This is a genomic window from Pseudonocardia sp. GCM10023141 (assembly GCF_042653605.1).
In genome coordinates this window covers 144,312-164,926 of sequence record NZ_JBHSIR010000055.1, presented here as the reverse complement: position 1 = coordinate 164,926, position 20,615 = coordinate 144,312, and the positions used below count along the sequence as shown (strand labels likewise).

The 20,615-nt window shown below is 73.0% G+C and carries 19 protein-coding genes; 10 read left to right on the top strand and 9 right to left on the bottom strand.

Annotated features, from left to right (window positions below):
• The first annotated feature begins 5 nt into the window (after positions 1–5).
• Positions 6–1,862 (top strand): serine/threonine-protein kinase, encoded by a 1,857-nt coding sequence (locus ACFPFQ_RS29815; RefSeq protein WP_379624736.1) that lies wholly within the window; start codon positions 6–8, stop codon positions 1,860–1,862.
• 286 nt (positions 1,863–2,148) lie between these two features.
• On the opposite strand, the gene ACFPFQ_RS29810 is transcribed toward ACFPFQ_RS29815, so the two are convergent.
• The 4 genes from ACFPFQ_RS29810 to ACFPFQ_RS29795 all read right to left on the bottom strand — a co-directional run bounded on the left by ACFPFQ_RS29810 (position 2,149) and on the right by ACFPFQ_RS29795 (position 7,590).
• A complete protein-coding gene (locus tag ACFPFQ_RS29810) occupies positions 2,149–3,789 on the bottom strand; it encodes a protein kinase domain-containing protein (RefSeq protein ID WP_379624734.1) in 1,641 nt (546 codons plus the stop codon).
• Positions 3,790–3,801: 12 nt separating this feature from the next.
• Entirely contained in the window at positions 3,802–4,836 is a 1,035-nt protein-coding gene (locus tag ACFPFQ_RS29805; protein ID WP_379624732.1) for an acyl-CoA dehydrogenase family protein, read from the bottom strand.
• Positions 4,833–6,020: an acyl-CoA dehydrogenase family protein gene (locus ACFPFQ_RS29800; protein WP_379625476.1), complete on the bottom strand. Its 1,188-nt coding sequence runs from the start codon at positions 6,018–6,020 to the stop codon at positions 4,833–4,835. The genes ACFPFQ_RS29805 and ACFPFQ_RS29800 overlap by 4 nt, the downstream gene beginning before the upstream one ends.
• A gap of 106 nt (positions 6,021–6,126) precedes the next feature.
• On the bottom strand, positions 6,127–7,590 hold the full coding sequence (locus ACFPFQ_RS29795) for a DHA2 family efflux MFS transporter permease subunit (RefSeq protein WP_379624730.1): 1,464 nt from the start codon (positions 7,588–7,590) through the stop codon (positions 6,127–6,129).
• Positions 7,591–7,786: 196 nt separating this feature from the next.
• Between ACFPFQ_RS29795 and ACFPFQ_RS29790 the strand changes: the two genes are divergently transcribed.
• Complete coding sequence (locus ACFPFQ_RS29790; protein ID WP_379624729.1) at positions 7,787–9,253, top strand: NAD-dependent succinate-semialdehyde dehydrogenase; 1,467 nt, start codon at positions 7,787–7,789, stop codon at positions 9,251–9,253.
• 10 nt (positions 9,254–9,263) lie between these two features.
• On the opposite strand, the gene ACFPFQ_RS29785 is transcribed toward ACFPFQ_RS29790, so the two are convergent.
• The 3 genes from ACFPFQ_RS29785 to ACFPFQ_RS29775 form a co-directional block, all read right to left on the bottom strand.
• Positions 9,264–10,775, bottom strand: a complete 1,512-nt coding sequence (locus ACFPFQ_RS29785; RefSeq protein ID WP_379625474.1) for an SPFH domain-containing protein — start codon at positions 10,773–10,775, stop codon at positions 9,264–9,266.
• 113 nt (positions 10,776–10,888) lie between these two features.
• A complete protein-coding gene (locus ACFPFQ_RS29780) occupies positions 10,889–11,320 on the bottom strand; it encodes an NfeD family protein (protein ID WP_379624727.1) in 432 nt (143 codons plus the stop codon).
• 34 nt (positions 11,321–11,354) lie between these two features.
• A complete protein-coding gene (locus tag ACFPFQ_RS29775) occupies positions 11,355–12,164 on the bottom strand; it encodes a DUF3097 domain-containing protein (RefSeq protein ID WP_379624725.1) in 810 nt (269 codons plus the stop codon).
• A 139-nt stretch (positions 12,165–12,303) separates the two neighbouring features.
• Between ACFPFQ_RS29775 and ACFPFQ_RS29770 the strand changes: the two genes are divergently transcribed.
• Entirely contained in the window at positions 12,304–13,101 is a 798-nt protein-coding gene (locus ACFPFQ_RS29770) for a hypothetical protein (RefSeq protein ID WP_379624723.1), read from the top strand.
• 91 nt (positions 13,102–13,192) lie between these two features.
• On the opposite strand, the gene ACFPFQ_RS29765 is transcribed toward ACFPFQ_RS29770, so the two are convergent.
• A complete protein-coding gene (locus ACFPFQ_RS29765) occupies positions 13,193–14,026 on the bottom strand; it encodes an oxidoreductase (protein ID WP_379624721.1) in 834 nt (277 codons plus the stop codon).
• A gap of 79 nt (positions 14,027–14,105) precedes the next feature.
• On the opposite strand from ACFPFQ_RS29765, the gene ACFPFQ_RS29760 reads away from it, so the two are divergent.
• The 7 genes from ACFPFQ_RS29760 (at position 14,106) to ACFPFQ_RS29730 (ending at position 20,092) form a co-directional block, all read left to right on the top strand.
• The gene (locus ACFPFQ_RS29760; protein WP_379624719.1) at positions 14,106–14,993 is read left to right on the top strand and encodes a LysR family transcriptional regulator; all 888 of its coding nucleotides are present in this window, start codon (positions 14,106–14,108) and stop codon (positions 14,991–14,993) included.
• A gap of 73 nt (positions 14,994–15,066) precedes the next feature.
• A complete protein-coding gene (locus tag ACFPFQ_RS29755; RefSeq protein WP_379624717.1) occupies positions 15,067–15,795 on the top strand; it encodes an HAD family hydrolase in 729 nt (242 codons plus the stop codon).
• Positions 15,792–16,823 (top strand): phosphate/phosphite/phosphonate ABC transporter substrate-binding protein, encoded by a 1,032-nt coding sequence (locus ACFPFQ_RS29750; RefSeq protein ID WP_379624715.1) that lies wholly within the window; start codon positions 15,792–15,794, stop codon positions 16,821–16,823. Before ACFPFQ_RS29755 ends, ACFPFQ_RS29750 begins: the two co-directional genes overlap by 4 nt.
• Positions 16,823–17,629, top strand: coding sequence for a phosphonate ABC transporter ATP-binding protein (gene phnC, locus ACFPFQ_RS29745; protein ID WP_379624713.1), 807 nt, complete (start codon positions 16,823–16,825; stop codon positions 17,627–17,629). The genes ACFPFQ_RS29750 and phnC overlap by 1 nt, the downstream gene beginning before the upstream one ends.
• Positions 17,626–18,414 carry a phosphonate ABC transporter, permease protein PhnE gene (phnE, locus tag ACFPFQ_RS29740; protein WP_379624711.1) on the top strand — a complete coding sequence of 263 codons (789 nt, stop codon included), beginning with the start codon at positions 17,626–17,628 and terminating at the stop codon, positions 18,412–18,414. Before phnC ends, phnE (ACFPFQ_RS29740) begins: the two co-directional genes overlap by 4 nt.
• Entirely contained in the window at positions 18,411–19,250 is an 840-nt protein-coding gene (phnE, locus tag ACFPFQ_RS29735; protein ID WP_379624709.1) for a phosphonate ABC transporter, permease protein PhnE, read from the top strand. Before phnE (ACFPFQ_RS29740) ends, phnE (ACFPFQ_RS29735) begins: the two co-directional genes overlap by 4 nt.
• The gene (locus ACFPFQ_RS29730; protein WP_379624707.1) at positions 19,229–20,092 is read left to right on the top strand and encodes a MurR/RpiR family transcriptional regulator; all 864 of its coding nucleotides are present in this window, start codon (positions 19,229–19,231) and stop codon (positions 20,090–20,092) included. Before phnE (ACFPFQ_RS29735) ends, ACFPFQ_RS29730 begins: the two co-directional genes overlap by 22 nt.
• Positions 20,093–20,175: 83 nt before the next feature.
• Here the strand turns inward: ACFPFQ_RS29730 and ACFPFQ_RS29725 are convergent, their stop codons facing one another.
• Positions 20,176–20,613: a hypothetical protein gene (locus ACFPFQ_RS29725; RefSeq protein WP_379624706.1), complete on the bottom strand. Its 438-nt coding sequence runs from the start codon at positions 20,611–20,613 to the stop codon at positions 20,176–20,178.
• Between the last annotated feature and the right edge of the window lie 2 nt (positions 20,614–20,615).

Here is a 20,615-nt window from a genome sequence, read left to right as displayed (position 1 = left end):
GCCGCGTGGAGCCGCTCGCATCGGGCGACCCGCGCACGATCGGCCGCTTCACGCTGCGCGGGGTGCTCGGCACCGGCGGCATGGGGCGTGTCTACCTGGCCGAGGACCCGGCGTCGTCCGGTCAGGTCGCCGTCAAGGTCATCCGTTCCGAGCTGGCCGAGGACGCGGATTTCCGCGCCCGGTTCCACCGCGAGGTCGCGGCGGCGACGCTCGTCCCGGGTGCGTTCACCGCCGCCGTCGTCGACTCCGACACGGCCGCGGCGAGCCCCTGGATCGCCACCCGTTACGTGCCCGGCCCCTCGCTCACCGAACGCGTCGACGAGCACGGCCCGCTTCCGGCGGGTGAGCTGCGGGTGCTGGCGCGCGGGCTGCTGCAGGCGCTCGCCGCCGTGCACGCCGCCGGGCTGGTGCACCGCGACCTCAAGCCGTCCAACGTGCTGCTGGCCGCCGACCGGCCGCGGATCATCGACTTCGGGATCGCCCGCGCCGCGGACGCCACCCGCCTGACCACCACCGGCAGCGTCATCGGGACACCCGCCTACATGGCGCCGGAGCAGGCCCTCGGACGGTCGGACCTCGGCCCGGCCTGCGACGTCTTCGCGCTCGGCTCGGTGCTCGTGTTCGCCGCGACGGGCCGCTCGCCCTACGACGCCCCGCTGACCCCGGCGATCCTGTTCCGGATCCTGCACCAGGACCCCGACCTCGGCGACACCCCCGAGCCGGTGCGCGCTCTCGTGCGGCGCTGCCTCGTCCGCGATCCCGCCGCCCGCCCCGACGCGACGACGCTCCTAGGTGCCACCCGGCCCGGCTGGCAACGCCGGTTTCCGCTGCTGGCCGGCGCCGCCGCGGTCGTGGCCGCCGCCGTCGCCGCGGGCGTCCTGCTGTTGCCGCAGGCCGCAGCGCCCGGCCCGGTGCCGCCGTCCCCGGTGGCCACAGCGCCCGCGGGCGACCCCGACTTCCCCGCGATCACCGTCGGCCCGACGTTCGCGCTCGGGTTCCGGACGGGCCCGGTGACGGCGTCGGCCGAGCGTGTCTACGTCGGCGACGTCGACACCGGGGCGATCGCCGCCTTCGACACCGCGGGTGCCCCCGCCGGGCGGGTCGACGTCGGCCGGTTCCCGACGGCGCTGGCGCTCTCCCCTACGCGACTGTTCGTGGCGCTCAACTCGGCCCCGACGCGGATCGTGGCGGTCGATCCGACAACGCTGCAGGTCACCGGGGGGATGGACCTGCCGGCGGGCACCACGAACGTCCGCGCGATCGCCCTCGCACTCAGCCCCGATGCCACCACGCTCTACGTGCTGGACCCGCCGAGCAGCAGCGTGCTGGCCATCGACGCGGCGACGCTGACGGTGCGCGCCACCTGGACCTACGGCGCCGCGGACGCCATGGCCATGGCCGCCGGACCCGACGGCCGGGTGTACGTGGCTCTGGGCGACTTCACCGCCACCGGCACCGTCACCGTCCTGGACGCGTCGACGCTCACCCGCATCACGACGTTCCCGGGTGCCGCGGCACCCGCCGACCTCGCCACGAGCCCCGACGGGCGCACCCTCTACCTCGCCGACGTGAACCCGTCCCCCGAGCCGGACGCGGGCGGCGTCTGGGTGCTCGACACCGCCACCGGCAGGCGCACCGCCCGGCTGACCGCTCCGCCGACGCCCGCTGCGGTGCTGGCCGGGGCCCGCTGGCTGTACGCGACGGATCCGGTCGAGCACGTGATCACGGCGTACGCGATCGGCACGGGCACGGCCAGCCGCACCGCGACGCTCTCCGACACCATCGACGACATCGCCATCGCACCCGATGGCCGCACTCTCTACGCCGTGGGCGGCAGCACGCTCACCCTGCTCCGACCGTGACCACTAGCTTGCCGAGCACGCGGGTCGCTCGCAGCGTGTCCGGCAGGGTCTCCGGTTCGGCTCCCCGATCCCGACCTGGAGCGCTTCGCCGCGGCACGGGCCGCGCTGCGCGGGCAGCGCGGCAACTCCCCATCGAAAGGACAGGACGATGACCGCCGGCGGCCGGCAGGGGTGAGCTCGAGCAGCGACGAGCGCCGGTCGTCGGGGTTGGAGCGGCGGCGGCAGTGCCCGGCCGCCACGCCGCTCGATGGTCTGCATGGCCTCGAACCGGCCGAGCGGAGGTCGTTCAGTAGACCTCGAACGTCTCCCTGGACAGCAGGAAACCGTGGTGCGTGGTGGGGTTCTGGCAGCTCAGACCGCTCTCGCGGCTCACGCACACCACGCTGTCGAGCTGCACGCCCTCGCCGTAACCGAGCACGACCAGCGTGGCGTCGGCCACCGTGTCACCCGCGCAGGTGAGCTCCGCCTGGCCGGTACCGCGCAGGGTGGCGCCGGTGCCCCACGCCAGCTGGCAGGCGGCCGGTTTGGGCGGTAGCTGCCAGGCGCGTTGCACGACGTCGCATCGGACCTCGCCGCTGCCCATCATGCAGGCGATGTTGCGGCTCGGGGTGGCGAACCGCGCCGTACCCGAACCGAACCGGGTGTCGGTGGCGCCGTCGATGATCGTGGCGCCCGCGGCGGGATCCGCGGTCGGGGTGGGTGTCGCGACGCGCGAGGTGGCCGGTGGGGGTGCCGCAGCCGTCGTGGTCGGCGTGGTGGCGCCGCCACCACCGCGGGTCAGCAGGAACACCACGGCGAGCGCGAGCACCGCTCCCACCACCGCCGCTCCGCCCAGCCATACGGCACCCGGAACCCGGGTGCGCGCCGGGCGTTGCGGCGCGCGCGCCGGCACCGGCGCGTACATCGACCCAAGCGGAATCGACCCAGGCGGAATCGACCCAGGTGACATCGCCCCCGGTGACATCGCCCCGGGGGCTGACGGTGCGCCGACGAGCGTGGGCGCGTTGCGGGTGGCATCGGGGGCGCGCACCACGACCGTGGGTGCGGCGGCGAGGTCGGCGGGGCCCGCCGTCGGATCCGTGGCGGCCCGCAACGAGGCGCGGGCCTGCACCGCCGTCGGACGCGCAGCGGGGTCCTTCTGCAGGCAGCCCGCGGCGACCTCGCGGACGCGGCCGGTGAGGCGTCCGAGGTCGGGTTCGCCGTAGACGATGCGGTAGACCGAGCCCTGCGCCGAGTCCGACGCGAACGGCGACGTGCCGGTGCCGGCGTAGACGAGCAGCGAGCCGAACGAGAACATGTCGCCCGCCGGGGTGACCACGCGCTCGCCCGAGGCCTGCTCCGGCGACATGTACTCCGGCGTGCCGATCACCTTGCCGGTCTGGGTGAGCGCCGTGCCGTCGAGCGCGCGCGAGATGCCGAAGTCGATCAGCCGCGGGCCGTCCTCGGCCAGCAGCACGTTGGACGGCTTGATGTCGCGGTGGACCAGCCCGGTGCTGTGCAGCGCCGCGAGCCCGTCGGCCAGCCGCACGGCCAGCGCCGCGACGCCGTACTCGTCGAGGGGTCCGTTCTGCGACACGTAGCCGGCGAGTGAGGGGCCCTCGATGTAGGCGGTGGCGAGCCACGGCCGTTCCGCGTCGGGGTCGGCGTCGAGCACCGGGGCGGTGAACCAGGCCGGGGCGGCCGCGGCGATCTGGATCTCGCGCCGGAACCGCTCCCGGAACCCCTGGTCGGAGGCCAGCTCGGCATGGACGATCTTGAGCGCCACCCGGCGGCCGACCTCGTCGACACCGAGCAGCACCCGGCCCATCCCGCCGACGCCGAGCCGGCCCAGCACCCGGTACCGGCCGAGCATCGGGGGCTCGGCCGCGGCAGGGTCGTCCTGCGCATCCGCGGGTCGGGCGTCGTCACCAGCCTGGTGTGGTTCCATCGCCGGCCGAGATTACGGGCTACCGGTGATCAGTGGCCACAGCTGATCGGCGCCACCCTCGAGAACGAGCCCGCCGATCAGTTCGTTCCACTCGGCCTCGGTGCCGTCCTCGTCGCGCCAGGCCCAGAGCCGGGTGGTGGTCAGGCGCAGGTCGTGCTCGCGCGTGAACCCGATCGCGCCGTGCACCTGGTGGGCGATCCGGGCGACCACACCGGCGGCCTCGCCGGTGCGCGACTTCGCCGCGGCGATCGCGAACCGGCTCTCCGGCGCGGCGAACCCGTGCTGGGTGGCTGCGCGGGCGGCCGACTCGGCTGCCGCGGAGGCCGCCGCGACCTCGGCGGCGGCGCGGGCGAGATCCTGCTGGACGGCCTGGAACTTGCCGATCGCGCGCCCGAACTGGACGCGCTCACCGGCGTAGTGCACCGCCGCCGCCAGCGCGCCGCGGGCGGCCCCGGCGAGCAGCAGCGAGCGGCCGAGCGCGGCGCGCAGCCGCAACTCGGCGCCGACCTGCTCGTCCACCGACGACGCGATGATCGCCCCATCGACGGTGACGGTGTCGCGCGGTTCCTCGGCGACGTTGGTGCCGTCGGTGATCGCGACGTCTGCCGGGTCGAACAGCAGCACGTGGTCGCCCGCGAGCATCACGATCCCGGCGGCGGCGCGCGCCCACGGCACCCGGTGCAGGACGCCGGAGGCGCGGTTGACGGTGCGGTCGATGTCGAGGTCGCCCGTGGCCAGCGTCAACGGGCCTGCGGGCAGCGCGATGCCCGCGGTGTGCAGCAGCCACCCGGCCAGCAGGTCGGTCTCCACCAGCGGCACCCGGGCCGCGTGGGCACCGGCGGCGCCGAGCACGACGGCGGCGTCGGCGAACGTGGCCTCGCTGCCACCGGCATCGGCCGGGAGGGTGAGCCGGGCCAGCCCGGCCTCGTCGAGGGTGCTCCACAGCGCCGCGTCGAAGCCGGTGCCGGGCTCGCCGTCACCGCGGGCGTCGCGGAAGACGGACTCGGCCAGATCCGACAAGGCGGTGTCGATCTCGCTGGTGCTCATCGCAGTCCCAGCCCCCTCGCGACGATCCCGCGCAGGACCTCGTTGGTGCCGCCGCGCAGGGTGAAGCCCGGAGCGTGCAGCACCGCGTCGGCGAGCAGCCGCGCGTAGCCGCTCTCGGCGCCGGGGTCGGGTGGTATCGCCACCAGCAGGCGGGCGGCGTCGATCACCTCGTTCTCGTACCGGGTGCCGAGGTCCTTGACGACGGCGGCGGCAAGATCGGGTGCCTGTCCCGACTCCAGCGCTCCGGCGATCGCCAGCGACATCCGGCGCAGCGTCCAGACCCGGGCGACTAGGCCGCCGAGGTCGCGGCGGGTGCCGGTGTCGACCGCGCCGCGGGCCAGCTCGCCAACGAGCGCGACGAGCAGCGGGAACGTGGAGAGGAACCGCTCCGGACCGGAGCGTTCGAACGCGAGCTCGCTCGTGACCTGGTGCCAGCCGGACCCGACCTCGCCCAGCACCATCGCGTCGGGTACGAAGACCCGGTCGAGGATCACCTCGTTGAAGTGGTGGGCTCCGGTGAGCAGCAGGATCGGCCGGATCGTGACGCCCGGGGAGTCGAGCTCCACGATGAACTGGCTCAGCCCGGCATGGCGATGGGCGTCGTCCCGCGGCGCCGAGCGGGCCAGTGCGAAGAACGCATGGGCGTGGTGCGCACCGGAGGTCCAGACCTTGGTGCCGGTGAGCTCCCAGCCGCCCTCGACCTGCTCGGCCCTGGTGCGGACGCTCGCGAGGTCGGATCCCGAGTCCGGCTCGCTCATCCCGATGCCGAAGTAGACCTCACCGGCGGCGATGCCCGGCAGGAACTTGCGGCGCTGCGCCTCGGTGCCGAACCGCATCAGCGACGGCCCGATCTGACGGTCGGCGATCCAGTGCGCCGCCACCGGTGCCCCGGCGGCGAGGAGCTCCTCGGTGACGACGTAGCGATCCAGCGGTGACGCCCCGTGCCCGCCGTACTCCTCGGGAATGGTCATGCCCAGCCACCCGCGCTTGCCCAGCTCCCGGGTGAACCGCTCGTCCCAGCCGGAGAGCCAGACATCGGCGCGGGGCGACCACAGCCCGGCGGCGCGCTCCTGGGCGACGAACTCCCGCACCTCGGCACGCAGTGCGGCCGCGCGCGGTGGCAGATCGACGGTGGGCGGCACCAGTGCCGGCAAGCGTGTGAGTGTCTGCGTCACGACTGGCATCATGCGCCATCCCCGACCCGGGGAGCGATCCACATCGACGGGATCACTCCCCGGACCGGGGATGGTGGCAAGGGTGACCCAGTGAGCGTGACTCAGTGAGCGTGACTCAGTGCGCCCCGTGCGCCGGCGCGCCGTCGTTCTCCGGAGTGCCGACGAAGAACGAGCCCAGGATGGCCACCAGCGACAGGAACGCCGCGACGAGGAACGCCGCGTGCACGCCGCCCGCCGTCTGCTCCACCACCGACGCGCCGGCGGCGGCGAGATCGGCCGACCGCACGCTCAGCACGCTGACCAGCAGAGCCACGCCGGCAGCGCCCGCGAGCTGCTGCGTGGTGCCGAAGATGGCGCTGCCGTAGGAGTAGAAGCGCGGCTCGACGGCACCGAGGCCCGCGGTGAACAGCGGGGTGAAGACGAACGCGAGCCCGATGCTCAGCAGCAGGTGGAAGCCCAGCACCAGCAGCACGGAGCTCTGCGCGGTGAAGAACGTGGTGGACCACAGCGCCGCGCTCGTGGCGACGGTGCCCGGCACCAGCAGCGCCCGCGCACCGAAACGGTCGTAGAGGCGACCGACGACCGGCCCGAGCAGCCCCATCACCAGACCACCCGGGAGCAGCAGCAGGCCGGTGGACAGCGGCGTGAGCCCCAGTACCGTCTGCATGTAGATCGGCAGCAGCACGATGGTGCCCAGCAGCGTGGCCATCATCAGCATCATCATGACGCTGGCCATCGTGAACGTGCGGGACGTGAACGTGCGCAGATCCAGCAGCGCGCGGTCCTTGCGCTGCAGCACGAGCTGGCGGAGGACGAACGTGGCGAGCCCGACGATGCCGACCGCGAACGCGACCCACACCAGCACCGGCGTGGAGCCGCTGCCGGACTGGCCGATGGAGCTCAGGCCGTAGACGAGGCCACCGAAGCCCAGTGCCGACAGCACCACCGACGGGATGTCGAGCGGGGTGTGGTCGGGCTCGCCGATGTCGACGATGCGACGCATGCCGAGCACCAGCGCGACGACCGCGATGGGCAGCACCAGCCAGAACATGAAGCGCCAGCCCAGCACGCTCAGCACCAGGCCGGAGACGGTGGGCCCGATGGCGGGGGCGACCGAGATGACGATGGAGATGTTGCCCATCACCGCGCCGCGGCGGGCCGGCGGCACGAGCGTCATCACGGTGGTCATCAGCAGCGGCAGCATGATGGCCGTGCCGCCGGCCTGCACGACCCGGGCCGCCATCAGTACCGGGAAGCCCGGCGCGAGCGCGGCGATGAGCGTTCCGGTGCTGAACAGCGTCATCGCGACGCCGTAGAGCGCGCGGGTGGGCACGCGCCGGATCAGGTAGCCGGTGACCGGGATGACGACGGCCATGGTCAGCAGGAAGCCCGCGGTGAGCCACTGGCCCACGCTCGCCTCGATCTGCAGGTCGGTCAGGAGCACCGGCAGCGCGACGCTCATGATCGTTTCATTGAGGATGACCACGAAGGTGGACACCAGCAGCACGGCGATCACGGTGCGATCGCGGGCCGGCATCTTGCTCGGGGCCTCGGGTTCGAGGACGGACGAGTGGCTCACGGGGTTCCTTACTACCTCTACGGGCGGCGCTTCGACGATGGCCGGTTCCGCCCGATCACTGCGACCAGGCTACGAGATGAGACCGACAGAACCCTCCGGATTAATCGGTGCCCTCATGGCGGCTTCGGTCACAGTCGCCGTCGCGCTGACCACTGCCACCGGCGTCAACCACCGTGGCGGTGGCAACATTCCTGTCATGACGACCTCCGAGTCCGCTGTGATCGACGCCGTTCCCACCGGACTGTTCATCGACGGGAACTGGCGACCCGCCGCCTCCGGCGCCACCTTGACCGTCGAGGACCCGTCCACCGGGAAGGCGCTGTGCGAGGTGGCCGACGCCGGGCCCGCCGACGGGATGGCCGCGCTCGACGCCGCCGTCGCCGCGCAACCCGGGTTCGCCGCCATGCCCCCGCGCGAACGCGGCGAGATCCTGCGCCGCGCCTACGAGCTGCTCATGGAGCGCATCGACGACCTCGCGCTGCTGATGACGCTGGAGATGGGCAAGCCCATCGCCGAGTCGAAGGGCGAGATCACCTACGCCGCGGAGTTCTTCCGCTGGTTCGCCGAGGAGGCCGTGCGGGTGCACGGCAGCTACGCCGTCGCCCCCAACGGGGCGAGCCGGTTCCTCGTGCAGAAGCAGCCGGTCGGGGTCAGCCTGCTGATCACGCCGTGGAACTTCCCGATGGCGATGGGCACCCGCAAGATCGGTCCCGCGATCGCGGCCGGGTGCGCGATGGTGATCAAGCCGTCCGAGCTGACGCCGCTGTCCATGCACGCGCTCGCCGCGATCCTCACCGAGGCGGGGCTACCGGCCGGCGTGCTCAACGTCATCACCACCTCGTCGGCCGGGGCCGTCATGGAGCCCCTGATCCGCGACGGGCGCGCCCGCAAGCTGTCGTTCACCGGCTCCACCCCGGTCGGGAAGAAGCTGCTCGAGCAGGCCGCCGACAAGGTCCTGCGCACGTCGATGGAGCTGGGCGGCAACGCGCCGTTCCTGGTGTTCGACGACGCCGACATCGACAAGGCCGTCGAGGGCGCGATGCTCGCGAAGATGCGCAACATGGGTGAGGCGTGCACGGCGGCCAACCGCTTCCTGGTGCAGCGCTCGGTGGCGGGCGCGTTCGCCGACAAGCTCGCCGAGCGGATGGGCGCGCTGACCGTCGGGCGCGGCACCGACGACGGTGTGCAGGTGGGCCCGCTGGTCGACGCGAAGAGCCGCGACAAGGTCTCCGCGCTCGTGCAGGACGCCGTCGAGCGCGGCGCCACCGTGCGGGTCGGCGCCGACCCCGTCGACGGCCCCGGCTTCTTCTACCGGCCCACCGTGCTCGTCGACGTCCCCCTCGCCGCACGGCTGAGCCGCGAGGAGATCTTCGGGCCGGTCGCGGCGATCACCGTCTTCGACACCGAGGACGAGGCCGTCGCCGCCGCCAACGACACCGAGTTCGGCCTCGTCAGCTACCTGTTCACCGAGGACGTGACGCAGGCGCTACGGGTCAGCGAGCGGCTGGAGACGGGGATGGTCGGCCTCAACACCGGCCTGGTCTCCAACCCCGCCGCACCGTTCGGCGGCATCAAGCAGTCCGGGATCGGCCGCGAGGGCGGCGACATGGGCATCGAGGAGTACCTCGAGACCAAGTACGTCGCCATCGGCTTCGGCGGCTGACCCGCCACCGCTACTCCTGCGGCGGCGCCGGGTAGCCCGGACGCGCCGGCGGGTCGGTGTGCTGAGCATCGCCGTGCGGGGTGTCCGGGCGCTGGGGCTCGGGGCGCTGGGGCTCGGGGCGCTGGGGCTCGGGGCGCTGGGGCTCGGGGCGCCGGGGTTCCGGCCGCTGGGGTTCCGGCCGCTGGGGTTCCGGGTCCACCCGCGGGATCCCGCGCGGCGGCGTCGGCGTCGCGCTCTGGGGCTGCGGGCGGGGCGGGGCCGGTGCGGGTGCCGACGGCCCGGGGAAGGGCGGCTCGGGCGTGGGCTCCGGGGCCGGGCGGCGACTCCACTCCTGTGGCGCGGCGGTGGCCGGTCGCGGGCGCGCCGCCGGGGGCAGCTGCGCCGGGCTCGGCGAGGTGGGTGGCAAGGGCTGCTCGGGGGCCCCGAGCGGGGGCACCTCCGAGCGCGCCAGCGCCTCCGCGTCGGCCACGACCTTGGCGATCTCCGGATCGCTGGACATGTCGAACCAGGCCTTGACCGAGTCGTCGTCCTCCTCCGGTGTGATCTGCGGGCCGTCGTCGGGTGAGGGCTCGAACCGGAACACACCGTCCTCGCCGGGCGCGCCCAGCATGCGCGTGAAACCCTCGAGCGCCTTGCCGAAGTCGGACGGCACCAGCCAGACCTTGTTGGCCTCGCCCTGCGCCATCTGCGGCAGCGTCTGCAGGTACTGGTAGGCGAGCAGCTCCGGGGTCGGCTTGCCGCGCTTGATGGCGGCGAACACCTTCTCGATGGCCTTGGCCTGGCCCTGTGCCTGCAGGTAGCGCGCCGCGCGATCACCCTGGGCCCGCAGGATCCGCGACTGCCGATCGGCCTCGGCGTTGAGGATGGCGGCCTGCTTCGCGCCCTCGGCGGTGAGGATCTGCGCCTGCTTCTGGCCCTCGGCGTTGCGGATGGCCGCCTCGCGCTGGCCCTCCGCGGTCAGGATCGTGGCGCGCTTCTCGCGGTCGGCCTTCATCTGCCGCTCCATCGACTCCTGGATGGAGGCGGGCGGGTCGATGGCCTTGATCTCCACGCGGGCCACGCGGATGCCCCAGCGTCCGGTGGCCTCGTCGAGCTCGCCGCGCAGCACGGTGTTGATCTCGTCGCGGGACGTCAGGGTGCCTTCGAGGCTCATGCCGCCGACCACGTTGCGCAGCGTGGTGGTGGTGATCTGCTCGACGCCGACGAGGTAGTCGTTGATCTCGTAGACCGCGGCCTTGGGGTCGGTGACCTGGAAGTAGACGACCGTGTCGATGTTGACCGTCAGGTTGTCCTGGGTGATCACCGGCTGCGGCGGGAAGGACACGACCTTCTCGCGCAGGTCGATCCGCTCGCGGATCTTGTCGATGAACGGCACCAGGAACACCAGACCCGGTTCCTCGGTGGCCTTGAAGCGGCCCAACCGCTCGATCACCGCCGCCGTGGCCTGCGGGACGATCTGCACGGCCTTGACCAGCGAGACCACCACGAGCAACACCAACAGCACGACGACGATCAGCAGCACGACGCTGGCGTCCACCGGTTCCCCTTTCAGAATGCGCGGGTGTGGTTCAGAGGTGCGGATCCTTGCGTACCGGCCCCGTCACCGTCGCGGGGGCCCGTTGGTCGCCCGCACGATCAGTCCCGGGGCACGACGAGCGCCGTGGCACCCGAGATCTCGATGACGGTGACCCGCGCGCCTTCCTCCATCACCTCGTCGCCGTAGGCGCGCGCCGACCAGACCTCACCACCGATCTTGACCCGGCCGCCGTGCCCGTCGACCCGCGCCACGACGAAGGCGGGCCCACCGATGTGCGCCTTGGTGTGCATGACCGACGGGTCGATGCCGCGCTCGAGCTTGCGGCGCAACGCCGGCCGCACCGCGAACACCAGCAGCGGGGCCACGATCACGAAGACGATCACGCCGACCAGCGGGCCCGCGACGAGCGCCGACGCCCCGGCGGCGACGAGCGCGCCACCGGCGAGCATCAGCAGCACGAACTCGCCGGACAGGACCTCGGCAGCTCCCAGCACGATGGCCAGGATGAGCCAGATCACGGCGGCGGGCATGCCCCCGATCCTGCCAGAGATGCGCGGTCCGTGATCAGCCCGTCACGAAATCGATGAGCTCCTCGACCGCACCGATCAGCGGGGTCTCCAGATCGCGGAAGTCCCGCACGGCACCCAGCACCCGCCGGGCCCCGTCGGCGGGCTCGCCCCAGCGCAACGCCGCGCAGACGCCCGTCTTCCAGTCGGTGCCGCGGGGCACCTGCGGCCACGCGCGGATCTTCACGACCGACGGCTTCACCGCCTCCCACACGTCGACGTAGGGGTGGCCGGTCACGAGCACGTGCGGACCCGCGACCGACGCGGCGGCGCGGGTCTCCTTGGAACCCCGCACGAGGTGGTCGACGAGCACGCCGAGGCGTCGCTGCGGGCCGGGCTGGAAGTCGGCCACCGCGGCGGCGAGGTCGTCCATGCCGTGCATGGGTTCGACGACGATCCCCTCGACGCGCAGGTCGTGGCCCCACACCCGTTCCACCAGCTCAGCGTCGTGCACGCCCTCGACCCAGATCCGTGCCGCACGCGCCGTACGAGCGGTGTGGCCCTGCACCTTCACCGAGCCCGACGCCGAGCGCGCGGGGGCGGCCGGGGCCCGGACCGGCGGCACGAGCGTGACGGTCTGGCCCTCGTACAGGAACGCGGCCGGCCGCAGCGGGAACACCCGGCGCTTGCCGTGGCGGTCCTCCAGCGTCGCCTCGCGCACGTCGACACGCACCACCGCACCGCAGAAGCCGCTCACCGGATCCTCGACGACGAGCCCGGTCTCGGCCGGCACCTCCGGGATCGCTCTGCGTGTCGTCTTCCGGGTGCCGTCGGCGCCGAAGATGCCGCGGTAGTCCTGGGTGGCCACGGCCCGATTTCTACCGCCGCAACGGCTCGCGACCCGGCACCGACACGCCACAGGCCGCGGACCAGCGGTGACGCAACGTATTCGATTTCACCCGCACGGCAGGAGTGCCGAGCGCCCCGTACGTGGTTAGCCTGACCCCGTGCCCTGCCCCTCCGCCACCTTCACCGTGTGGACATCGGCCTGGCTTGCCGGTGCCGCGGCACCCGACGACGTCCTCGACGCGCTCGCGCCGTGGGCCGAGGCGCACGACGTTCAGGCAGCCGATGCCACTGTCGGCGCCACCACGTCGCTGCCGTCGCCGGGTGAGCCCGTCTCGTCGCTCACGTTCCTGCTCGCCGCACTGCGCCGGGCCGTTCCCCGCTCCCCCGGACGGCTCGTGTTGCCCGCGCCCGGCGACGTCCGTGGCCTGCCGGGCCCCGGCGAGTTCAGCCGAGAGGCCACCGCCGCGGGCGAGGGCGTGCTGTTCGTCGACGCCGGCCTGGGCATCGTGCCCACCCAGATCGCCGACGGCGTGCTGCGCTGGACCGTCTACTCCGTGCGCGATCCCGGCCCCACGCCCGAGTACGTGGCGCTGAGCCAGGCCGAGCGCGAGCTGCGCGACCAGGTCCGGCAGTCGGCGTCGGTGCTCACGTCGCTCGGGGTCGCGCGCCACCGGCCCGGTGTCCGCGAGGAGATCGCTGCCGCCCTGCGCGCGCGTCCGGCGTCACTGTGGCCGGCCGGCATGCCCGGGCAGGCGCTGCGGGTCCTGCAGCACGCCGACGAGGTGGAGGCGATCCTCGCCGCCGCATCCGTCGACGAGCCAGGGGGTGCGCTCACCGCCACGGCGGCCAGCGCGCGCCGGGAGGCCCTGCACCCGATCGAGACCGCCGTCCGGGTGGCCCGCCGCGCCGCCGTGGCCGAGGCCGTGCGGGTGCTGGCGGCGAGCCCGATCGGCTAGCGACACACCTCGCACACCGTCACCAGTCCTCGCACACCGTCGAACGCCTGCGAGGACTGGTGTGGGTATGCGACGTCGACGCCCGTGCTCGTCATTGGTCTGCGTAGGCCGTGCCTTGCGAGAGGTCCGCGCACACGTCGAGGTCCGCGAGCTGGGCCTGCAGCTTCGCCCGGATCCTCGTGACGGCCTCCACCCCGAGTGGCAGGCGCAGCGGCGCCGACGGCGCTCGCACCGTCGCCAGTATCGCCGCCGCGCCGCGGGCCGGATCCCCGGGCTGCACACCGTCCTGGGCCCGGAACCGGGACCGCAGCGCCCCTGCCGGGGTGTCGGCGTAGTCGGGGATCGCTTCCGCGAACGTCATCGACCGGCCCGCGAAGTCGGTGCGGAACGGGCCCGGCTCCACGATCGTCACCCGGATGCCGAACGGCGCCACCTCCGCGGCCAGCGCCTCCGAGGCGCCCTCCAGCGCGAACTTCGAGGTCGCGTACGCCGCGTGGCCGGGGTTGCCGACCACGCCGCCCACCGAGGACATCTGGACGATGTGCCCGCGTCGCCGCGCGCGCATGCCCGGCAGCACGGCACGCGTCATCGCCAGCGCGCCGAAGACGTTGGTCTCGAGCACCCGGCGCAACTGCTCGTCGGTGAGCTCCTCGAGCGCGCCGAGCAGGCCGTGACCGGCGTTGTTCACCAGCACGTCGATCTCGCCCGTCGCCGCGGCGGCGACCTGCTCGGGGTCCGTCACGTCCAGCGCCACGGCCGTCACGGCGCCGGGATGGGCCGCGACGAGCCCGTCGAGCGCCTCCACCTTGCGCGAACCCGCCACCACCACGTCCCCCGCGGCCAGCGCCGCCTGTGCGATCGCCAGCCCGAAACCGCTGTTGGCCCCGGTGATCAGCCAGCGGCGGGACCCGTTCGTCGTTGTCATGCGGTCATCGTGCGCCTGCCACACTGGATGCGTCCAAGACATGTTTGCTCTCGGATTCATCACGCATCATGATGAATCTGTGGAACTGCGCCAGCTCGCCTACTTCGACGCGGTCGTCCGGCACGGCGGTTTCGGCCGGGCCGCCGAGCACCTCCACGTCGCCCAACCCGCGGTGTCGGTGCAGATCCGCAAGCTGGAGACCGAGCTCGGCGTCGCGCTGCTGGCGCGCACCACGCGGCGGGTCGAGCTGACCCATGCCGGTGAGCTGTTCCTCGTCCACGCCCGGCGCGCGCTGGGTGCCGTGGAGTCCGGCCGGGCCGAGCTGGAGCAGCTGTCGGGCGCGGTGATCGGCCGGGTGCGGATCGGTGCCATCCAGGCGCTGGACCCGTTCGACCTGACCGGTGCGCTGGCGGCGTTCCACGTCGCGCACCCGGGGGTCGAGCTGGCGCTGCGCTCCGGACGCCTGGCGGCCCTCCTCGAGGATCTCGACGTCGATCGGCTCGACCTCGCGGTGGGCCCGCTGGCGGCCGATCTGCCGGACCGGTTCGCCGCGACCCCGCTGTTCGACGACGAGCTCGTGCTCGTCACGCACCCCGCACACCGTTGCGCCCACCGCGGCGCGCTGCGGATCGGAGAGCTGCGCGACGAGCCGTTCGCGTGCCTGCCCGCCGGGAGCGGGCTGCGCGCGATCCTCGACCGGCTCGCTGCGGCCGAGGGCTTCACCCCGCACGTGCCCTTCGAGACGGCCAGCCTCCCGCGGCTGCGTGATCTCGTCGCGCACGGGCTCGGGGTGGGGCTCTTCGCCCGGTCGGTGGCCGAGGCGCCGGGGCCACCCGTGGCGATCCACAGCGTGGCGCCCGAGCCGGTCCGGCGTCCCGTCGGCCTGCTGCACCACACCGGACGCCCGCTGAGCGCGGCGGCCGCGGCGTGCCGGGCGTTCATCTTCGAGCGGAGGCTCGCTCCCTGAACAGCGCGTGAACACTTGTTTCATAGACATCACGATTGTGAACGATCTGTTCGTGCTGCTCTATGGTGCTCCCGTGCCACCCACACTCGTCCTCGACTTCGACGGCACCGTGTGCCTCGGTGACGCCCCCGTCTGGTGCTACGCCGACGAGATCCTGCGCCACATCGACGACGAGCAGGCGGCTCGGATCACCACCGCACTGCGCTCCTACCTCGACGACGGCATCGGCGGCTATCCCGACGGCTACCGCGCCATCGCCGAGCTCACCGGCGCGCTCGTCTCGCAGGAGACCCTGCACAAGGCCTACCGGGCCAGCAGGGACGCGCTGGCCCGCACGGCGCTCGACATCGCCGCACCGGCCGGGCTGCCCGAGTTCCTCGCCACCCTCGAGGACCGGGCGCACCGCGTGCTCGTCACCAACGCACCCGCCACCGGCATCCCGGAGTCGCTGCAGGTGCTGGGCCTCACCGGAGTCATCGACGAGGTGCGCACAGATGCCGGCAAGCCGGGCGGGTTCACCACGCTGCTGCCCGTGCTGCTCGCCGGAGCGGCCCCCGCGACGCTGATGTCCGTCGGTGACTTCTGGGCCAACGACATCGAGCCGCCGCTGACCGCGGGGTGCGCCACCGCCTACGTGGTGCGCTCGCCGCTCGACACCCGCCCGGCGCACCTGCGCGCCCCGCACCTGCCCGACCTCTACGACGCGATCGCGGCCTGGGTCACCGACCCGGCCACCCTGCCCACCACGCCTCAGATCAGCACCACCCTGCCCCGTACCTCTGCCCCCGAGGACACGCGATGAGAATCCCCCGAACCACCCTCGCCACGGTCGCCGCTGCCGCGACCGTCGCCCTGCTCGCCGCCGGCTGCGGGGTCCAGGAGGGCTCCACCGGTTCCGGCGGCGCGACCGCCGCGGCGTCCAACGCCGCGGGCTGCACCGGCAAGAACGACCCCGCCGCCAAGGACCCGACCGAGCTGACGCTCGCGCTGGTGCCCTCCGGCGACGCCAACAAGCTCGTGGAGAGCGTCAAGCCGCTGCAGGCCGCGCTGAGCCAGCGCCTGGGCATCCCGGTCAAGGGCGTCATCACCCAGGACTACCAGGCCGCCGTCGAGGCGATCGGGGCCAACCAGGCGCAGATCGGCTTCCTGCCCTCGCTGCAGATGATCCAGGCCTGCACCAAGTACGGTGCCGACTCGGTGCTGCAGACCGAACGCAACAAGAAGATCAGCTACGCGGCGCAGTTCTTCACCAACAACCCGGCGAAGTACTGCAAGGACACCCCGACCCCCGACGCCAAGGGCATGCTGTTCTGCAACGGCACCGCCTCCGGCAACGGCCCGGCGGGGCTCGACCAGCTGCCCAAGCTCAAGGGGGCCAAGATGTCGCTGCTGCAGGCGGCCTCGCCCGCCGGCTACATCTTCCCGGTCGCCGCGATGAAGGCCGCGGGCCTCGACGCCGCCAAGGACGTCACCACCGTGCAGGTCACGGCCAACGACGCGTCGGTGCTCGCCGTCTACCGCGGTGACGCCGAGGTCGGCACGTCCTACTGGGACGCGCGCACCGTCGTCGTCAAGGACACCCCCGACGTCGGCAAGAAGGTCGTGGTGTTCGCGCTGACCGACGAGATCCCCAACGACGGCGTCTCGCTCTCGGGCAAGCTCAACCCGACCTGGCAGCAGAAGATCACCGCGGCGCTGACCGACTACGCCGGCACCCCCGAGGGAGTCGCAGCGCTCACCGCGATCTACCAGATCACCGGCCTCAAGCCGGCCGACCCGGCCGCGTTGCAGCGCACCCAGGCCGCGGCGGCGTCGATCGGGCTGGGCTGATGGCGCGCACCGGCGTGGGCTCCGGGGTCGACATCACCTTCGACGGTGTCGGGGTGACCTATCCGGGGGGTGTCCGCGGCCTGTCCGGCATCGACCTCCAGATCCCCGCCGGGGAGATGGTGGCCGTGGTCGGGCTGTCCGGGGCCGGCAAGTCCACGCTGGTGCGCTCCATCAACGGGCTGGTGCCGATCACCGACGGTCAGATCACCGTCGGTGATCGGCAACTTCCTGCGACGAAGGGCTCGGAGCTGCGCGAGCTGCGCAGCGACATCGGCATGGTGTTCCAGAGCTTCAACCTGGCCCGGCGCACCACCGTGCTCAACAACGTCCTCATGGGACGGCTGCACCACGCGCCCACCTGGCGCACGCTGCTGGGCGCGTGGTCTGCCGACGACATCGAGCTGGCGATGCAGGCGCTGGAACGCGTCGGGATCGTCGACAAGGCCTACGTGAAGGCCGGCAACCTCTCCGGCGGCCAGCAGCAGCGTGTCGCGATCGCCCGCACGCTGGCCCAGCAGCCGTCCGTGGTGCTGGCCGACGAGCCCGTCGCGTCGCTGGACCCGCCCACGTCACATGTCGTCATGCGGGACCTCGAGCGGATCAACGCCGACCTCGGCATCACCGTGATCATCAACCTGCACTTCCTCGACCTCGCCCGCCGCTACGGCAGGCGCCTGATCGGGATGCGGTCCGGCGAGATCGTCTACGACGGGCCCGGCGAGGGCGCCGACGAGCAGGTGTTCGCCGACATCTACGGCCGCTCGCTCACCGGCGAGGACGTGATGGACGCGAAGGCCGCCCTGTGACCGCTGCCGCACGGCCGGCGAAACCCCGCACCGCGTGGAAGGCCGTGGTGGTGCTCGCCGCGGTCGTCGCCGTGACGGTGTGGGCGGGGTTCGGCGTCGAGGTCGACATCGGCGGCCTGATCCGGAACTTCGCCAACGCGACCGACAAGATCGTGCTGCTCACGCAGCCCGACTACTGGTTCTTCCCGCAGACGCTGCCGGCGCTCACGCAGACCCTGCAGATGGCGGTGATCGCGACGGCCGTCGGGGCGGCCGTCGCGCTGCCGCTGTCGTTCCTGGCCTCGCGCACCACCAACCCGTCCGGGCCGGTGCTGGCGGTGGTGCGGTCGGTCATGAACGTGGTGCGCTCGGTGCCCGACCTGCTCTACGCGGCGATCCTGGTCTCGGTGGTGGGCACCGGGGCCTTGTCGGGGACGATCGCGCTGGTGCTGTTCAACGTCGGCATCGTGGTGAAGCTCGTGTCCGAGGCGCTCGACGCCGTGGACCGCGGCCCGCTGGAGGCGGCGCTGGCCACCGGTGCCACCTGGCCGGCCGCCGACCGGGCCGCCGTGCTGCCGCAGGTGCTGCCCGCGTTCGCGTCGCAGACGCTCTACGTGCTGGAGCTCAACGTCCGCGCGTCCACCGTGATCGGGCTGGTCGGCGGCGGCGGGCTGGGCATCCTCATCGACCAGGTGCGCACGTTCTACCGCTACCACCAGCTGAGCCTGATCATCCTGGAGATCCTCGTCGTGGTCGTCGTGCTGGAGCTGCTGTCGTCCTGGTTGCGGAAGCGGCTGGTCGCGTGACCGTCACCGCCGTCGCCACCCGCGTCACGCCGCCGCGCCCGTCCAAGCCGCGGCGGATCGGCGCCAAGCTGTGGTCGCTCGGCATCACCGCGGTGGTGGTGCTGGCGTTCTGGAGCGTCGAGATCGACTGGTCGCAGCTGGCCGACTTCCCGGCCAGCCTGGTGCGCTACCTCGGGCTGATGTTCGCCCCGCCCGACCTCACCGCGCTGCCCACCGCGTTCGAGGCGACGATCCAGTCGGTGCAGATGGCGTGGCTGGGCACCGTGATCGGCATCGTCGTCTCGCTGCCGCTGAGCTTCCTGTCCACCGCCGGGGTCGGGCCTGCGGTGCTGCGCTGGCCGCTGCGCGGGCTGTTCGCGCTGCTGCGCGCGGTACCCGAGGTCGTGATCGCCGTGCTGATCCTCTCGGTCACCGGGCTCACGGCGTTCACCGGAGCGCTCGCGATCGGGATCGGCTCCATCGGCACGCTGGGCAAGTGGGGCTACGAGACGATGGAGGGCGCCGAGCCCGGCCCGATCGAGGCCGTGCGCGCCGCGGGTGGCTCGACCACGCAGATGCTGCGCTGGGGACTGTGGCCCAGCGTCCAGCCCGAAGTGCTGGCGTTCTGGCTCTACCGCTTCGAGATCAACGTGCGCGCGTCGGCGATCCTCGGGCTGATCGGTGCCGGCGGCATCGGCAAGACGCTCGCCGACAACGTCCAGTTCCGGATCTGGGACTCGGTGGGCACACTGCTCATCGTGGTGGTGGTCGTGACGGTCCTGATCGATCTGGCCTCGGGCACGCTGCGGCGCCGCCTCATCGACGGGAGGTGGCCGTGGACGCCGCGGTCACGGTGAGCCCGGCGGGCGGGGTGCTCGCGCACATCCGCTCGGTGCTGCCCTCGCTGCTGCCGACCGAGCAGGCCGTCGCCGGTGTCTTCCTCGACCGGGCGGGCGACGTCGTCGAGATGTCGTCGCAGCAGGTGGCCGACGCCGCCGGGGCGTCGCGGGCCACGGTGGTGCGCACCGCGCAGAGCCTGGGGTTCAGCGGCTACCAGCAGCTGCGGGTGCTGCTCGCCCGCGACGCCGGCCCACCGCAGGTGCCCGGCGCCGTCCCCGGCACCCCGGGGGCACGGGTGGCGTCGACGTTCGCGCACGTCGCGGCGTCGGTGCCGGCGATGGTGGCACTGCTCGACCACGCCGACGTCGAACGGGTGGTGGAGGCGCTCGCCGTCGCCGACCGGATCGTGGTGGTCGGCAACGGGCTCTCGGCGCCGCTGGCCGTCGACTTCGCGGCGCGGCTGGTCGGGATCGGACGCCGCGCGGAGGCACCCCCGGACGTGATCGGCCAGCAGGTGTCGGCGCGGCACCTGCGCCCCGGCGACACGCTGTTCGTGATCAGCGGCAGCGGCGCCAACAGCGCGTCCGTGCGCGCCGCGGAGGCCGCCCGCACCGGCGGCGCCACCGTCGTGCTGGTCACGGCGTTCGCCCGCTCCCCCCTCACCTCCAGCGCCGACATCAGCCTCGTGGTCGGCATGCCCGACCTCACCTTCCACGACGAGCTGACCCTGACCAGCCGCATCCCCCAGGTCATCCTGCTGGAGGGGCTCCTCGCGGCGGTGGCGCAGCGGCTGGGACCGGTGGCGGCAGCAGCAGCGGCACTGACGCTGGAAGTGGTCAGCGCGAACCTGGCCGACTGAGATCCGCTGACGCACACCGTGCGGGGGTCACGCACAGCGTCAACGGTGTGCGTCACCCCCTGACGGTGTGCGTGAGCGGGTGGTCAGCTGCCGAGCAGCCGGTCCAGCGCTGCCCGGGCTGCCGCGTCGCGGGCGGCGATGCGGGTCAGGTCCTCGGCCAGCGCCTGGAGCCACTCCTCGACGGCCACGCTGCGCCTGCTGATCACGATGCCCCGCACCACGGTGCGCACCTGCGCCTCGACCCCGCCGCGGGCACCCTCGGTCAGCTCAAGCTCCCGCTCGTGGCCGTGCACCACCAGCGCCACGGCACGACCCTCGCGCCCGGCCATCCGGTCGGCCAGCCCCCGCTTGTAGGTGGCCTCCACCATCCCGGCCGGCAGCGAGTCGGCCAGCGTGCCCGACAGCACGCGCGCGTAGGACTCGACGTCGGCCCGATCGGCGCGCAACGTCGCCGCGAGCAGGTGGACGTCGCCCATCGGGCCCAAGCCGCTGGAGTCCGGACCGCTGGCTTCCATGCTCATGC

Coding starts and splice junctions, on each gene's coding strand:
- ACFPFQ_RS29810 (WP_379624734.1), bottom strand. CDS start 3,789: ATGGAACCACACCAGGCTGGTGACGACGCCCGACCCGCGGATGCGCAG.
- ACFPFQ_RS29805 (WP_379624732.1), bottom strand. CDS start 4,836: ATGAGCACCAGCGAGATCGACACCGCCTTGTCGGATCTGGCCGAGTCC.
- ACFPFQ_RS29800 (WP_379625476.1), bottom strand. CDS start 6,020: ATGCCAGTCGTGACGCAGACACTCACACGCTTGCCGGCACTGGTGCCG.
- ACFPFQ_RS29790 (WP_379624729.1), top strand. CDS start 7,787: ATGACGACCTCCGAGTCCGCTGTGATCGACGCCGTTCCCACCGGACTG.
- ACFPFQ_RS29780 (WP_379624727.1), bottom strand. CDS start 11,320: ATGCCCGCCGCCGTGATCTGGCTCATCCTGGCCATCGTGCTGGGAGCT.
- ACFPFQ_RS29765 (WP_379624721.1), bottom strand. CDS start 14,026: ATGACAACGACGAACGGGTCCCGCCGCTGGCTGATCACCGGGGCCAAC.
- ACFPFQ_RS29750 (WP_379624715.1), top strand. CDS start 15,792: ATGAGAATCCCCCGAACCACCCTCGCCACGGTCGCCGCTGCCGCGACC.
- phnC (WP_379624713.1), top strand. CDS start 16,823: ATGGCGCGCACCGGCGTGGGCTCCGGGGTCGACATCACCTTCGACGGT.
- ACFPFQ_RS29725 (WP_379624706.1), bottom strand. CDS start 20,613: ATGAGCATGGAAGCCAGCGGTCCGGACTCCAGCGGCTTGGGCCCGATG.